At 58.4% G+C, this 13,451-nt stretch carries 14 protein-coding genes and 1 pseudogene; all 15 read left to right on the top strand.

Translation table 11 applies throughout. The features are described 5' to 3' along the window. Positions 1–2 precede the first annotated feature (2 nt). Positions 3–1,343: pseudogene (locus tag ACP7BE_RS07315) on the top strand (ATP-binding SpoIIE family protein phosphatase); the annotation flags it as partial. Between the two features lie 30 nt (positions 1,344–1,373). Further along, on the top strand, positions 1,374–1,736 hold the full coding sequence (locus ACP7BE_RS07310; protein WP_095002609.1) for an Hpt domain-containing protein: 363 nt from the start codon (positions 1,374–1,376) through the stop codon (positions 1,734–1,736). Between the two features lie 79 nt (positions 1,737–1,815). After that, positions 1,816–3,000, top strand: coding sequence for a flagellar hook-length control protein FliK (locus tag ACP7BE_RS07305; protein ID WP_130872367.1), 1,185 nt, complete (start codon positions 1,816–1,818; stop codon positions 2,998–3,000). 236 nt (positions 3,001–3,236) lie between these two features. After that, positions 3,237–3,728, top strand: coding sequence for a flagellar basal body-associated protein FliL (gene fliL / locus ACP7BE_RS07300; RefSeq protein WP_095002607.1), 492 nt, complete (start codon positions 3,237–3,239; stop codon positions 3,726–3,728). A 9-nt stretch (positions 3,729–3,737) separates the two neighbouring features. Beyond that, positions 3,738–4,706, top strand: a complete 969-nt coding sequence (gene fliM / locus ACP7BE_RS07295; RefSeq protein ID WP_019828822.1) for a flagellar motor switch protein FliM — start codon at positions 3,738–3,740, stop codon at positions 4,704–4,706. Between the two features lie 58 nt (positions 4,707–4,764). Beyond that, positions 4,765–5,229, top strand: a complete 465-nt coding sequence (gene fliN, locus ACP7BE_RS07290) for a flagellar motor switch protein FliN (RefSeq protein WP_095002606.1) — start codon at positions 4,765–4,767, stop codon at positions 5,227–5,229. Continuing rightward, positions 5,230–5,664 (top strand): flagellar biosynthetic protein FliO, encoded by a 435-nt coding sequence (fliO, locus tag ACP7BE_RS07285; protein ID WP_095002605.1) that lies wholly within the window; start codon positions 5,230–5,232, stop codon positions 5,662–5,664. After that, positions 5,664–6,407 carry a flagellar type III secretion system pore protein FliP gene (gene fliP / locus ACP7BE_RS07280; RefSeq protein ID WP_095002604.1) on the top strand — a complete coding sequence of 248 codons (744 nt, stop codon included), beginning with the start codon at positions 5,664–5,666 and terminating at the stop codon, positions 6,405–6,407. The genes fliO and fliP overlap by 1 nt, the downstream gene beginning before the upstream one ends. 4 nt (positions 6,408–6,411) lie before the next feature. Beyond that, complete coding sequence (gene fliQ / locus ACP7BE_RS07275) at positions 6,412–6,681, top strand: flagellar biosynthesis protein FliQ (RefSeq protein ID WP_095002603.1); 270 nt, start codon at positions 6,412–6,414, stop codon at positions 6,679–6,681. After that, positions 6,682–7,464 (top strand): flagellar biosynthetic protein FliR, encoded by a 783-nt coding sequence (gene fliR, locus ACP7BE_RS07270; RefSeq protein ID WP_095002602.1) that lies wholly within the window; start codon positions 6,682–6,684, stop codon positions 7,462–7,464. A gap of 2 nt (positions 7,465–7,466) precedes the next feature. Further along, a complete protein-coding gene (gene flhB, locus ACP7BE_RS07265; RefSeq protein ID WP_095002601.1) occupies positions 7,467–8,603 on the top strand; it encodes a flagellar biosynthesis protein FlhB in 1,137 nt (378 codons plus the stop codon). 333 nt (positions 8,604–8,936) lie between these two features. Further along, positions 8,937–9,482, top strand: coding sequence for a fimbrial protein (locus ACP7BE_RS07260; protein ID WP_252342323.1), 546 nt, complete (start codon positions 8,937–8,939; stop codon positions 9,480–9,482). A gap of 356 nt (positions 9,483–9,838) precedes the next feature. Further along, a complete protein-coding gene (locus ACP7BE_RS07255; RefSeq protein WP_240055595.1) occupies positions 9,839–10,111 on the top strand; it encodes a fimbrial protein in 273 nt (90 codons plus the stop codon). Continuing rightward, positions 10,112–12,688 (top strand): outer membrane usher protein, encoded by a 2,577-nt coding sequence (locus ACP7BE_RS07250; protein WP_426105311.1) that lies wholly within the window; start codon positions 10,112–10,114, stop codon positions 12,686–12,688. Beyond that, positions 12,685–13,449, top strand: a complete 765-nt coding sequence (locus ACP7BE_RS07245) for a fimbria/pilus periplasmic chaperone (protein ID WP_095039309.1) — start codon at positions 12,685–12,687, stop codon at positions 13,447–13,449. The genes ACP7BE_RS07250 and ACP7BE_RS07245 overlap by 4 nt, the downstream gene beginning before the upstream one ends. Positions 13,450–13,451 lie beyond the last annotated feature (2 nt).

Here is a 13,451-nt window from a genome sequence, read left to right as displayed (position 1 = left end):
GATCGATGCAGCGCCTGCGCAGGCTGCAGCAAACGATAGTGCAGCAGCGCGACCAGATCGCCCGGCACAACGATTACTTGCTCAACGAACAGCGGGTGGCCAAAGCCGTATTTGACCGGGTGGCGCACTCGGGCTGTCTCGATGCTCCCAATATCCGTTATCTGCAATCGCCCTATGCCTTGTTCAATGGCGATTTGCTGTTGGCCGCCTATACGCCCTCAGGGGATACCCATCTGCTGCTCGCCGACTTTACCGGCCACGGTTTGCCTGCGGCGATTGGTGCCATGCCTCTGGCCGAGGTGTTCTACAGCATGACGGCCAAGGGCTACGGGTTGGCGGAAATACTCAGGGAAATGAACGCCAAGCTTAAACGTATCCTCCCTGTCGACATGTTCTGTTGCGCCGCGTTGCTGTGTGTGAGCGCCCAGCGGCGCTGCGTCGAAGTCTGGAATGGCGGTATGCCCGATGGCTATTTGCAAGCCGCACTCAGCGGTCAGCGCACGGCACTGACCTCGCAGCACTTGCCGTTGGGTGTCTTGCGCGCCGAAGTGTTTGACCATACCACCCAGGTGTTGCCGATGCTGCCCGGTGATCAGGTGTTTTTATTGACCGACGGTGTGATCGATACCTGTGGCCCCAATCAGCAATTGTTCGGGGTTGAGCGCCTGGAGCGGGTGCTGGATGCCAATCGGCATCCGTTGCAACTGATTGCCGAGGTCGAACAGGCCTTGCGGGATTTTCAGGGGCAGGCCCGGGATGATGTGAGCATGGTGCAGATCACTTCACAGCTGCCGGCTTTTTTGGGGGTGCCGGCGATTGTCTACTCCGACAGTGGTCAATGCAGCCCGCGCGACTGGTCGGCCAGCTTCGAGTTTCGGGCGCCCAGCCTGCAGCAGTTCAATCCACTGCCTTACGTGTTGCAATTGCTCATGGAAGTCCACGGGCTGCGCGCTCAGGGGCCGGTGATTCATGCGGTGCTTGCCGAGCTTTACAGTAATGCCCTGGAGCACGGGGTGTTGGGCCTCGATTCACGGCTCAAGCGCGATACAGGGGGCTTTGCCCATTACTATCAGCAGCGCAAGGAGCGTCTGGCAACGCTCAAGTACGGGTTTGTGCGGTTCTCGTTGCAAGTCGAGCCGATCGGCGAAAGCGGTCGCCTGCTGATCCAGGTAGAAGACAGTGGTGCGGGTTTTGATGTTGCCAGGGTGATGGCCAGGCCACTGGATTTAGACCGTCTGTCGGGACGCGGGGTGAGCCTGGTGCGTCAACTCTGCCCTGCAGCACGCTGGGCACCTGATGGTCGTAGCGCGACCGTGGAGTTTTCGTGGGGGGGTCTGGCATAATCCGCTCATTCTTGATCAAGGAGTGAGCAAGTGTCTGACATTCATATGGACCCGAAAGTGGTCAATGCGTTGCGAGACGTGATGGAGGGAGGGTTTGCCGACCTGCTGGACACCTTCCTCTCCGACTCCGAAGAGCGTCTTGGCCAACTGCACAACGCCCGCGAGGCTTGCGACCTGACGCTGGTTGCCCATAGTTTCAAAGGCAGCAGCAGCAATATGGGTGCCATTCGCCTGGCACATTTGTGCGGCCTGCTTGAAGAGCGTGCGCAAAAGAAGCAACTGGCCGAAATCCAGGAGCTGGTGATCAAAATCGACGATGAATACCAGATGGTCCGGCGCCTGTATCGCGCCGAGCGCCAGCGTTCGGTGTCGCCGCATTTTGTATCCCGCTGACTGTGCACTAAAGCTGGCCCGAACCTTGCTGTGACTCTCTGACCTGTACCCATGCCAGCCGTACAGTGGAGAGCCGTTAATGCCCGTTGCTGCCCAAACCCTGCTTCTGACACCTGCCGCCGCAGCCCCTAAAGCCTCGGCGAGCAGTCCTGTGCAGCCTGCCAAGGCTGATGCGCAGCCTTTTGCAAAGGTCTATGCCCAGGCAGCCGACCCGGCGCCAGCCGTTGCCGGTAGCGGCAACCCCTTGCCTGCCGGCAAGACGGAAGACGCAGTCAGCACTGATCAGGATGACAGTACTGACAAGCCGGGCGATGACGTGGCAACGGCCGATCCGCTGGCCACGCAGCCGGTGGTGCCAGTGCCGGTGCCGGCTGTTGAGGCTGCGCCGCCCGCGCAACCGGCCACCCCTGAGGTGCAAGTGGCACAACTGGCGGCCCAGGCACCGCCACCGCTGGCGGCCGACGACGACACCTTCGATCCTCAAGCCGATCCTCTGGACGCAATGCCTGCCGTGCGCCTGGCGATGGAGCAGGGCGGGCATGTTTCGGCCAGTAGCCAGTCCCCGGTCAAAACTCCATCAAGCGACGCCGCTCCTGCCGCAGCCCAGGGGCAGGCCAGCGGGATAGCCATGCTGGTCGATGATAAAAGCGATGACTCGACCACTGGTGAAGGGGGCGAGAAATCCTTTAAAGGCCTGGTCGATGAGGGTCTCAAGGACCTGAAAAGCGCCTCCAGCGATACCCGTGTGGATGACTTCGCCAACCGCCTGGCGGCGCTGACCCAGGCGGCGGTGCCGAAAACTACCAATGCGCTGCCGGTCAACCAGCCGTTGGCCATGCATCAGAGCGGCTGGTCCGAAGAAGTTGTAAACCGCGTGATGTACCTCTCCAGCGCCAACCTCAAATCAGCCGATATCCAGCTGGAGCCTGCGGAGCTGGGGCGTCTGGATATTCGGGTCAATATTGCGGCTGACCAGTCGGCGCAGGTCAACTTTGTGAGTGGCCACGCCGGTGTGCGTGAGGCGCTGGACAGTCAGATGCACCGCTTGCGCGAAATGCTCGCTCAGCAGGGCATGGGCCAGGTGGACGTCAACGTGTCGGATCAGCAGCGCAACTGGCAAGGCCAGCAGGGCCAGGAGCAACAGGCCCGTAGCGGTGGCGGTGGCCAGCGACTGGACAACCTTGTTGATGACGAACCAGTGGAAGTGGCTGCGGTTGCGCCAAGCGTGGTGCTGGGCTCCAGCGCGGTGGATTACTACGCGTAAGCGCTAGCACTAAAACACCTGTAGATACTCTGTTGCAGGTCAAGCCCTATTGTGGGAGCGAGCCTGCTCGCGAACGACCTTCGCGAGCAGGCTCGCTCCCACAGTTGCAGTGTTCCTTCGCCAGCTGCTACGCAATTTGAATTGGCGTGAAGCCTTCGATCCCTCCACTTCTGGCATAACACTTGCTCTGCCTACCCTCGGCACCTGTGAAAACCGAAAAGTGACGGATTATTGGCATGGCGACGAGCGACGCAGTAAAAGACCCCGCCGTTAAAGGCAAACTCAAGCTGATTATCCTGATCGTCGTGGCTGTGCTGCTGGCGATTGGCCTGTCTGTTGGCGCCACCTGGTATTTCATGCACAGCCCCAAGAGCGAAGCTGTGCCGCAAACTGACGTGAGCGTCAAGCTGCCTGCCCTCTATGAACCGATGGCCCCGGCCTTTGTGGTCAACTTCAACGCCAATGGCCGTCAGCGCTATATGCAAGTCAGTGTGACCCTGCAAGCGCGCGACCCTGCCGATCTCAAGGCGCTGATGGTGCATATACCGGTGATTCGCAACAACCTAGTGATGCTGTTTTCCGGGCAGGCCTTTGACGACCTCGCCACACCGGTTGGCCAGGAAATATTGCGCCAGAAAACCACTGCCAGCGTGCAGGAAGTTGCGCAAAAAGAACTCGGCAAAGTGGTTATCGATCAGGCGCTCTTTACTAACTTTGTATTGCAGTAGGATCACGACATGGCCGTGCAAGACCTGCTGTCCCAGGATGAGATTGACGCGCTGCTGCATGGCGTCGATGACGGTCTGGTACAGGCCGAAACCGCTGCCGAGCCCGGCAGTGTCAAAAGCTACGACCTGACCAGTCAGGATCGTATTGTCCGGGGTCGCATGCCGACCCTGGAAATGATCAACGAGCGTTTTGCCCGTTACACCCGCATCAGCATGTTCAACCTGTTGCGCCGCTCGGCGGATGTGGCGGTGGGCGGGGTGCAGGTGATGAAGTTCGGCGAGTACGTGCATTCGCTGTATGTGCCCACCAGTCTCAACCTGGTCAAAATCAAGCCGCTGCGCGGAACGGCGCTGTTTATCCTCGACGCCAAGCTGGTGTTCAAGCTGGTGGACAACTTTTTTGGCGGCGATGGCCGTCACGCCAAGATCGAAGGCCGTGAATTCACCCCCACCGAATTGCGCGTGGTGCGCATGGTGCTGGAGCAGGCCTTTATCGACTTGAAGGAAGCCTGGCAGGCGATCATGGAAGTCAATTTCGAGTACATCAACTCTGAAGTTAACCCGGCCATGGCCAATATCGTCGGGCCCAGCGAAGCCATTGTGGTGTCGACCTTCCATATCGAACTCGACGGTGGCGGCGGCGACCTGCATGTGACCATGCCGTACTCGATGATCGAACCGGTGCGCGAAATGCTCGACGCCGGTTTCCAGTCCGACCTCGACGACCAGGACGAACGCTGGAGCAAGGCCCTGCGCGAAGACGTGCTCGACGTCAGTGTGCCGCTGAGCGCCACCGTGGCCCGCCGCCAGTTACGCCTGCGCGATATTTTGCATATGCAGCCCGGCGACGTGATCCCCATCGAGCTGGAAGATGAACTGGTGATGCGCGCCAATGGCGTGCCGTCGTTCAAGGTCAAACTGGGCTCGCACAAAGGCAATCTGGCCTTGCAAGTGGTTGAGCCCATCGGTCGGCGCTAGGCGCCTGGCCACAAGAATTTGCTGTGCTAATGATTGAATGCCCGCCGAGGACACCCCCATGGCTAACGAACACGATACAACCGCTGCAGACCAGGCGCTGGCTGATGAATGGGCAGCTGCGCTGGAAGAAACCGGCGATGTTGGCCAGGCCGATATCGACGCGCTACTGGCGGCCGATGCGGCAACCAAGCCCTCTTCCAGCCGACTGCCGATGGAAGAATTCGGCAGTGTGCCGCGCAACAACCAGCCAGTGACCCTGGATGGCCCCAACCTCGACGTGATTCTGGATATTCCGGTGTCGATCTCCATGGAAGTGGGAAGTACCGACATCAATATCCGCAACCTGCTGCAACTCAATCAGGGCTCGGTGATCGAGCTGGACCGTCTGGCCGGCGAACCACTGGATGTGCTGGTCAACGGCACCCTGATTGCCCACGGTGAAGTGGTGGTGGTCAACGAGAAGTTCGGCATCCGCCTGACCGACGTGATCAGCCCAAGTGAACGCATCAAGAAGCTGCGCTGAATGAAACGGCTACTTGGCGGTTTACTGGGCTTGCCCTTGAGTGTGCTGGCGGCCGAGCCGGTGGTTGCGACCGCAGCGGCTCCGGTGGCTGGCGCCAGTGTTGGCGGGCAGTTGACCCAGCTGGTACTGGGTCTGCTGCTGGTGCTGGGGCTGATTTTTGCCCTGGCCTGGTTGCTGCGCCGTGTACAGCAGGCGGGCCCGCGCCAGGGCCAGGTGATCGAACTGATCAGCTCCCGGGCCCTGGGCGCGCGGGACCGGCTGGTGCTGGTGCAGGTGGGCAATGAACAGATCCTGCTCGGCCTTACGCCGGGCCGGATCACCCCGCTGCATGTGCTCAAGGAGCCGGTGCAGGTGCCGGGTAGTGCGCAACCGGCCACCCCCGAGTTTGCCAAGCGCCTGATGGAAATACTCGGTCAGCAAAAGGACAAGCCTTGATGCGTTTTGTAGTCGCACTGTTGTTGGCACTGGCCGCGCCATTGGCATTCGGGGCTGACCCGTTGTCGATTCCGGCGATAACCCTGGGCACCGGGGCCAATGGTCAGCAGGAGTACTCGGTCAGCCTGCAAATCCTGCTGATCATGACTGCGCTGAGCTTTATTCCGGCATTTGTCATGTTGATGACCAGCTTTACGCGGATCATCATTGTGTTTTCGATCCTGCGCCAGGCCCTGGGCTTGCAACAAACCCCATCGAACCAGATCCTTACCGGCATGGCGCTGTTTTTGACCCTGTTTATCATGGCGCCGGTTTTCGATCGGGTAAACAACGACGCCTTGCAGCCCTATCTGGCCGAAAAGCTCTCGGCCCAGGATGCGATCCTCAAGGCTGAAGTGCCGATCAAGGACTTTATGCTGGCGCAGACCCGCAGCAGCGACCTTGAGCTGTTTATGCGCCTGTCCAAACGTACCGATATCGCCACCCCGGATGCCGCACCCCTGACCATTCTGGTGCCGGCGTTTGTCACCTCGGAGCTTAAAACCGCCTTCCAGATCGGTTTTATGATCTTTATTCCGTTTCTGATTATCGACCTGGTAGTGGCCAGTGTGCTGATGGCCATGGGCATGATGATGCTCTCGCCACTGATCATCTCGTTGCCGTTTAAAATCATGCTGTTTGTACTGGTGGATGGCTGGGCGCTGATTATCGGCACCCTGGCCAGCAGTTTCGGCGGAGTTTGACCCCATGACCCCAGAAGTCGCGGTAGACCTGTTTCGCAGTGCGTTGTGGCTGACCACCCTGATGGTTGCCGTGCTGGTAATACCCAGCTTGCTGGTGGGGTTGCTGGTGGCGATGTTCCAGGCCGCGACCCAGATCAACGAACAGACCCTGAGCTTCCTCCCACGCTTGCTGGTGATGCTGGTCACCCTGATCGTGGCCGGGCCGTGGCTGGTGCAGACCTTTATGGAATACATCCTGCAGTTGTACGGCAGCATTCCGCAGTTGATCGGCTAAATGTCGCTGCTCGCCCTGACAGACGCGCAGATCAGTACCTGGGTCGCCAGCTTTATGCTGCCGCTATTCCGGGTGGGCGCGCTGCTGACCACCATGCCGATCATCGGCACCACCCTGGTGCCCAAACGCATCAAGTTGTTTTTGTCCCTGGCAATTACCCTGGCAATCATGCCCAGCTTGCCGCCGTTGCCCGCCGTCAACCCGCTGGATCTCAGTGGCCTGATGCTGATTGCCGAGCAAATCGTCATTGGTGCGTTACTGGGGTTTGCATTGCAGCTGTTTTTTCATGCGTTCGTGGTCGCCGGGCAAATTGTCGCGATCCAGATGGGCATGGGCTTTGCGTCCATGGTCGACCCGGCCAACGGGGTCAACGTGGCAGTAATCGGGCAGTTTTTCACCATGCTGGTGACCTTGCTGTTTTTGTCCATGAATGGCCATCTGGTTGTATTTGAAGTGTTGACCGAGAGCTTCACCACCTTGCCGGTGGGCGGTGGCTTGTTGCCCAACCACTACTGGGAAATCGCCAATAAACTCGGCTGGGTGCTGGGTGCGGCGTTGCTTCTGGTACTGCCGGCGATCACTGCGCTGCTGGTGGTCAACATTGCCTTCGGCGTAATGACCCGGGCCGCGCCGCAACTGAATATCTTTGCCATCGGTTTTCCGCTGACCCTGGTGCTGGGCATGGTGATCCTGTGGATCAGCATGGCGGACATTCTCAACCAGTATCAACCGCTGGCCTCTGAGGCCCTGCAGTTTTTACGTGATCTTGCGCAGGCCAGATAGCCATGGCCGAAAGCGAGAGTGGCGCCGATAAAACAGAAGACCCCACGGAGAAACGAAAAAAGGACTCCAGGGAAAAGGGTGAAATTGCACGTTCCAAAGAGCTGAACACCCTGGCCATCATGCTGGCTGGTTCGGCGGGCTTGCTGATTTTTGGCGGTGCGCTGGCGCAGGATTTGATGGAGCTGATGCGTTACAACTTCAGCTTGAGCCGCGAGGTGCTGCTTAACCCGGATTCCATGGGCGCGTTTCTGCTGCATTCAGGGAAAATCGCCTTGATCGCGGTGCAGCCAGTACTGATCACGTTGTTGATCGCGGCCCTGGTCGGCCCGATATCCCTTGGCGGCTGGCTCTTTGCTGCGGGCAGCCTGGCGCCCAAATTCAGCCGCATGAACCCCGCCGCCGGGATCAAGCGCATGTTCTCGGCCAAGGCGTTGGTGGAGCTGCTCAAGGCCCTGGCCAAATTCTTTATCATCCTGATCGTGGCCTTGCTGGTGTTGAAGTCCGACATCGATGACCTGCTGCGCATCGCCCATGAGCCGCTGGAACTGGCAGTGATCCACAGCCTGCAAGTGGTGGGTTGGAGTGCGTTGTGGATGGCCTGCGGATTGATCCTGATCGCTGCGGTGGACGTACCGGTACAACTATGGGAAAGCCATCAGAAATTGCTGATGACCAAGCAGGAAGTACGCGACGAGCACAAGGATCAGGAAGGGCGCCCGGAGGTCAAGCAGCGCATACGTCAGGTGCAGCGTGAAATGTCCCAGCGCCGCATGATGGCGGCGATCCCGGATGCCGACGTCATAATCACCAACCCGACCCACTACGCCGTGGCCCTCAAGTACGACCCGGAGAAGGGCGGGGCGCCGATGTTGCTGGCCAAGGGCAGTGACTTCCTGGCGCTGAAAATTCGCGAGATCGGTACCAAGCACAACATCCTGCTGCTGGAGTCGCCGGCGCTGGCGCGGTCGATCTATTACTCCACGGAGCTGGAGCAGGAAATCCCCGCCGGCTTGTACCTGGCCGTGGCCCAGGTGCTGGCCTACGTCTACCAGATCCGCCAGTACCAGGCCGGCAAGGGCAAGCGCCCGGACCCCCTCAAGGACTTGCCGATCCCGGCGGATTTGCGCCGTGACGAGTAGCGTGTCAGTTGACGGGGTGGAGTGCAGGTATTTTGCGTCGAGTAGTTACTTTTAAATTCGCCTCCGTCAAATAATCTCTGCTAGTGCGGTGTTATATATCTATCTTGTATTAGGTGGGATCCTACAAGACAGTTAGAAGTGCCTTACTTCTTGTTTGAAAGTTAGCTGTTAGTTTAGTTGCTTCTTACTTCGGTGTGTGGGGATGGGTAAAAGTCAGCTAATGGCTTTCGCTTTTATTCCCTTGGGGTATGAATAAGTGTCGGGATTTAAACTTAAACTAAATCTTCAACTTTTTAAACAATTGTTGTAATGCATTTTTGTAGGGGGTGTTTGATGGGTATTGCAATGAAGTCTGCCAAGTCTGCTTTGGCGTCTATGGTGTTGCTGGCTTGTTCGGCATCAGTTGCCAGTGCTGCGGGAGCAGGATCGGGTACTGTCACGTTTAGCGGTGAAATTTTGGAGTCGGCCTGCTCCATTACACCTGAAAGTGTGGATCAACCTGTTCCGCTGGGTTCGGTGTCCAAATCTCAGCTGAATAATGGTGGCATCGGTACCAAGCAATATTTCAACATCGAGTTGACCGGTTGTTCATTGACCGGTCTCACCGACAATACAGTCAAGGCCACCTTTACCGGTACGGGGGCGACAGCAGTGCCAGGAGCATTGGCCCTGAACGGCGTTGCCGGTGCGGGCATCCTTCTGACCGAGTTCGACGGCACCGCCATAACGCTGGGTACTGCAACCCGCCCGAAAGGTATTACGGCGGGTAGCAATACGCTGACCTTTGGTGCTCAGTTGAAAGGTCAAACATCTACAACCACTACTGTAGGTACAGGTACTTTTACTGCTGTTACGAACTTCGCGCTGGCATATCAGTAGGTTGTCCGGTTGCCCTGTTGTAGGAAGTTCGACAGCAGGGCAATTGCAGGTGGGAGTTTCCTGTGAAAGCACTCTCGATTTCAGTAGTGGTTACCTCGTTCTTTGTGTTTATAACGTTGGGTTTCGGTGTGTGTACTGCACTAGCAAGTCAGGGGGGTGGGCGCGTAACACTTGAAGGGCAAATTGTTGATTCTGCGTGTGCACTTGATGCGAGTAGCGCTTATCAACTCGTTGAATTCGACCCTTTGCCCATGGGGCAACTTATTCGTCAGGGTCAGTCTTTGCCAGTGATATTCACATTGCGTTTAATTAAATGCTCATTGGCCAGGCCTGACTCTTTTCGTCCAGGCAGTTACTTGCCTGACTGGCAGCATGTAAGGGTGACGTTTGATGGCCTGGCGGATGCCAGCGGGCGCTTGTTTGCCATTGGCGGAACGGCCCGGGGGTTGGCCCTGCGTATTGCCGATACCCAAGGGCAGGAAAGCATTCCGGGAGTACCCATGCCCCTGGCGCCTCTGACCGGAGCGGACCAGGAGCTGCATTACACCCTTCAACTGGTTGGCAATGGTCGTCCTGTGGCGGTTGGTTCTCACCGAACTGCGGTGCGTTTCCGCCTGGAGTATTTCTGAATGTACGGGCTGTTTACCGGGCGGGATCTCTCAGCCGCCCAAACGATACTGCGCACCGGCGTGTTGAGCGGATTGATGTCGCTGGGCGCTGAGGTATGGGCCGGGGATGAGATTCAGTTCAATACCGATATTCTGGACCTCAGCGATCGTACCAATATCGACTTGTCCCAATTTTCTCGCAGCGGTTTTATCTTGCCTGGCGTTTATCCGCTGCAGGTGCAGGTCAACTCGCAATGGCTGCCTGAGCAGCGCATAGCTTTTTACCCTCCTGACGATGACCCCAAAGGTAGCCAGGCCTGCCTGTCGACCGAGCTGGTTGAGCAACTGGGGCTCAAGCCTGAAATGCAAGCTCGGCTCGGCTGGTGGAAGAGCGGCGAGTGCCTGCATGTCAATAGCCTGGCGGGCATGGAAGTCAGTGGTGATCTGGCGACCTCTAGCCTGCATATTTCCGTGCCGCAAGCCTATCTGGAGTACAACGCCCGGAACTGGGATCCGCCTTCCCGGTGGGACAACGGCGTGCCGGGCGCTCTGATGGATTACAACCTCACGGCCAAGTCCAGCGGGCGGAAGGGCTCAGCCCGTCAAACCGACTTGAGCGGCAATGGCACGTTCGGCGCAAACGCGGGCCCCTGGCGCTTGCGTGCAGACTGGCAGGGCCGTATCGAAGACGAAAGCTACAGTCGTGCGCGACGGCTGGAGTGGAGCCGCTTTTATGCCTATCGAGCGCTGCCTGCCATGCAGGCGCGTCTGACTCTGGGAGAAAACTACCTGTATTCGAACGTGTTCGACAGCTTCCGTTTTACCGGCGTTGCACTCAACTCGGATGACAACCAGTTGCCGCCCAATTTGCGTGGCTATGCACCGGAAGTTGTCGGCGTTGCCAAAACCAATGCCAGGGTCATTATCAGCCAGCAAGGCCGTGTGCTTTATGAAGCGCTGGTTGCGGCGGGCCCTTTTCGTATTCGGGATCTGAATGATGCCGTAACCGGGACCCTGGAGGTGCGCGTCGAAGAGCAGGACGGCAGCGTCACCACCTTCCAGGTTGAGTCGGCCAACATTCCCTACCTGACGCGTCCCGGCACTGTGCGTTACAAACTGGCCAGCGGTCGACCGTCTTCTCTTCACAACGGAGGGCAGGGCGACGTCTTCGGTGCAGGCGAATTCTCCTGGGGCGTAAGCAATGGCTGGTCCCTGTATGGCGGTGGTCTCAGTGACAATAATTACACGGCGCTTTCTGTCGGGGTGGGGCGCGACCTGCTGGCCTTGGGAGCGATCTCATTCGATGTGACCCGGGCCAGCGCCAAGCTGCAGGGCACGTCCTTGTCGGGCGATTCCTTTCAGTTGAGCTATTCGAAAAACTTCGACCAGTACGACAGTCAGGTCACCTTTGCGGGTTACCGTTTTTCCCAAAAAAACTACATGAGCATGAGCGAGTACCTGAATACGCGCCATTACGGTGGTCCGGTGGGGGGCAGCAAGTCGCTTTACACTGCGACAGTCAACAAGCAGTTTCGGGATATGGGGCTTACCGCTTATCTGAGCTACAGCAACCAGTCCTATTGGGATCGTCCGAGCGGTGAGCGATGGAACTTGTCCCTGGCGCGCTATTTCAGTGTGGGCTCGATAAGAAACATGAGCCTTTCCCTGAGCGCTTTCCGTAATCAGGAGAAAAACCAGCACAGTGGCATCTCCAGCAACCACACCGGTATGTACCTGTCAGTCAGCCTGCCGATGGGTCGCTCCGGGACGCTCACCAGCAGCGTCAACAGTAGCTCTCAGGGCCAAAATAACTATTCCACGAACTACAGTGACCGGCTCGATCAGCGCAACAGCTATCAACTGTCGGCAAGCAACACCTCGGTTAGCGGGTACCTGAACCATGCCGGTGATCAGGCGGATGTCTCCGTCAGCGCTGCCCTGCAAGAGAACAGCTACAACAGCCTCACCCTGTCTGCTCGTGGTGGCGGCACACTGACGCCATACGGTGGCGCAGGGCATCGAACTGCGGGTACGGGCGGTACCCGGTTGATGATCGATACCGGTGGAGTACCTGGCGTGCCGATCCGGGGCTATGGCAGCCCGACGCGCAGCAATGCCTTCGGCAAGGCAGTTGTCTCGGATGTCGGCAGCTTTACGCGCACTGCGGCCAGTGTCGATCTGGAAAGCTTGCCGGCCGATGTGGAGGCGACAGAGTCCTTGACCCAGTTGACCCTGACAGAGGGCGCCATCGGTTATCGCACGCTGGAGGTGATTGCCGGGCTCAAGGCCATGGCTGTGTTGAGCCTGCCTGATGGCAGCGTCCCGCCGTTCGGCGCCATGGTGAAAAACGAAAAACAGCAGGGCACCGGCATCGTCAATGATGCTGGCAGCGTCTACCTCAGTGGTATTCAGCCCGGTGGGCGGATGATAGTCAGTTGGGGTGGTGCCGAGCGTTGCACCTTTGTATTGCCTGAAGATTTACCGGTCGACGGGTTGGCTTCCACCCTCAGTCTGTCCTGCCAGGGGGTCGCAGCGGACAAGACCATGCCCGCGTCAGCCTCTCTGGGCAGGATTGTTGATAACGAGAAAAAGTCATGAAAATTAAAACGTTCAGTTGCGCGTACTCGTCGCTTGTCCTCCTGATGCTGTCGCAGACCGGCAACGTCAATGCCGCCATTGGTCTTGATCGAACCCGGGTCGTGTTTGATGGCAGCAAGGATGCCGCCAGCATGACCATCACCAACAACAACACCCAGTTGCCTTACCTGGCCCAGGGCTGGATCGAGGATGAGCAAGGCAACAAGATCACCTCGCCGCTGATCGTTTTGCCACCGGTCCAGCGCCTGGAGCCCGGTAAAAAAAGCCAGGTGAAAGTTCAGGCGTTGCCTGCGGTCAAGTCGCTGCCCCAGGACCGGGAGACCGTCTATTACTTCAATTTGCGCGAAATTCCGCCCCGTAGCGACAAGGCCAACAGCCTGCAGATCGCCCTGCAGACCCGCATCAAGCTTTTTTATCGTCCGGCTTCGATAGTGCCGAGCCAGCAGGAACGCTCGGACCCCTGGCAGAAACAACTGATCCTGACCCGTGAGGCCGATGACTTTCAAGTCAATAATCCTACCCCGTACTACATCACGCTGATCGATGCCCGCAGCAGCAAAGAGGGCAAAACCTCTCCCGGTTTTGAGCCGCTGATGGTGCCGCCAAAAGGCACGCTCAAGCTGGGCGTGAGTGCGGCGGCACTGGGTAGCAAACCCTGGCTGACCTATGTAAATGATTACGGAGGCCGCCCGGCACTGGCGTTCAGTTGCACTGGCAACACCTGCAAGGTGGACGCGAATGTGTCTGCGGCCGATGACTAGTG

It is taken from the genome of Pseudomonas sp. TWR1-1-3, from assembly GCF_049896805.1.
Lineage (GTDB): Bacteria > Pseudomonadota > Gammaproteobacteria > Pseudomonadales > Pseudomonadaceae > Aquipseudomonas > Aquipseudomonas bubulae.
Note: the sequence above shows the minus strand (reverse complement) of the source record. Positions and strands in the feature narration are given on the sequence as shown.

What these genes read in the sequence shown, in the direction of transcription:
- ACP7BE_RS07305 (WP_130872367.1), top strand. Translation starts at nt 1,816, where the DNA reads ATGCCCGTTGCTGCCCAAACCCTGCTTCTGACACCTGCCGCCGCAGCC.
- fliL (WP_095002607.1), top strand. Translation starts at nt 3,237, where the DNA reads ATGGCGACGAGCGACGCAGTAAAAGACCCCGCCGTTAAAGGCAAACTC.
- fliM (WP_019828822.1), top strand. Translation starts at nt 3,738, where the DNA reads ATGGCCGTGCAAGACCTGCTGTCCCAGGATGAGATTGACGCGCTGCTG.
- fliN (WP_095002606.1), top strand. Translation starts at nt 4,765, where the DNA reads ATGGCTAACGAACACGATACAACCGCTGCAGACCAGGCGCTGGCTGAT.
- fliO (WP_095002605.1), top strand. Translation starts at nt 5,230, where the DNA reads ATGAAACGGCTACTTGGCGGTTTACTGGGCTTGCCCTTGAGTGTGCTG.
- fliP (WP_095002604.1), top strand. Translation starts at nt 5,664, where the DNA reads ATGCGTTTTGTAGTCGCACTGTTGTTGGCACTGGCCGCGCCATTGGCA.
- fliQ (WP_095002603.1), top strand. Translation starts at nt 6,412, where the DNA reads ATGACCCCAGAAGTCGCGGTAGACCTGTTTCGCAGTGCGTTGTGGCTG.
- fliR (WP_095002602.1), top strand. Translation starts at nt 6,682, where the DNA reads ATGTCGCTGCTCGCCCTGACAGACGCGCAGATCAGTACCTGGGTCGCC.
- flhB (WP_095002601.1), top strand. Translation starts at nt 7,467, where the DNA reads ATGGCCGAAAGCGAGAGTGGCGCCGATAAAACAGAAGACCCCACGGAG.
- ACP7BE_RS07260 (WP_252342323.1), top strand. Translation starts at nt 8,937, where the DNA reads ATGGGTATTGCAATGAAGTCTGCCAAGTCTGCTTTGGCGTCTATGGTG.
- ACP7BE_RS07250 (WP_426105311.1), top strand. Translation starts at nt 10,112, where the DNA reads ATGTACGGGCTGTTTACCGGGCGGGATCTCTCAGCCGCCCAAACGATA.
- ACP7BE_RS07245 (WP_095039309.1), top strand. Translation starts at nt 12,685, where the DNA reads ATGAAAATTAAAACGTTCAGTTGCGCGTACTCGTCGCTTGTCCTCCTG.